1 protein-coding gene is annotated in these 569 nt (G+C 63.1%); it reads left to right on the top strand.

The features are described from left to right. Window positions 1-569, top strand: a 569-nt coding sequence (locus tag G7009_RS27320) for an immunoglobulin-like domain-containing protein (RefSeq protein ID WP_219856812.1), incomplete at both ends; no start/stop codon positions are given.

Genomic DNA, 569 nt, shown 5'->3' with positions numbered 1-569 from the left:
CCGGTCTTCACCGTGCGCGTCAACCAGGTCCTGGACCGTGACCTCACCGTCACCCTGACCAATGGTGACAAGGTCCTGATCGCCGCGGGCCAGACCGAAGCCACCTACCGCACCGATGCCCAGGGCGAGGACGTCTTCAAGGACGCCGGTTCGCTAACCGTTGGTATCACCGACGCCACCGTTGACGGCCAGACCTTCGAAAACCTGCAGTTGGGTGGCTCCGCCACCGTGCAGATCGCCGACACCATCAACGATGTCGTGGCGACCCTGACCGCTGACAAGACCACTGTCACCGAAGGTGGCCAGATCACCTACACCGTGACCCTGAGCAATGCCCAAGGCCTGCCAGTTACCGGCCATGCGGGCCTGACGTTCACCCTCACCGATGGCACCACGATCACCATCCCGAGCGGCAGTACCGCCGGCACCGCTTCCATCACTGCCAACGATGACGTGTATGTCGGTGGCCAGCCGGCCATTGCCCAGACCATCACCGGTGTGACCGGCGATGCGGTCTTCGAGAACCTGATCACTGCTGGCAGCACCAACACAGTCGTCACTGACGAACC

Source organism: Pseudomonas capeferrum (assembly GCF_013523055.1).
In the GTDB taxonomy this organism is placed as follows: Bacteria; Pseudomonadota; Gammaproteobacteria; order Pseudomonadales; family Pseudomonadaceae; genus Aquipseudomonas; species Aquipseudomonas capeferrum_A.
Note: the sequence above shows the minus strand (reverse complement) of the source record. Positions and strands in the feature narration are given on the sequence as shown.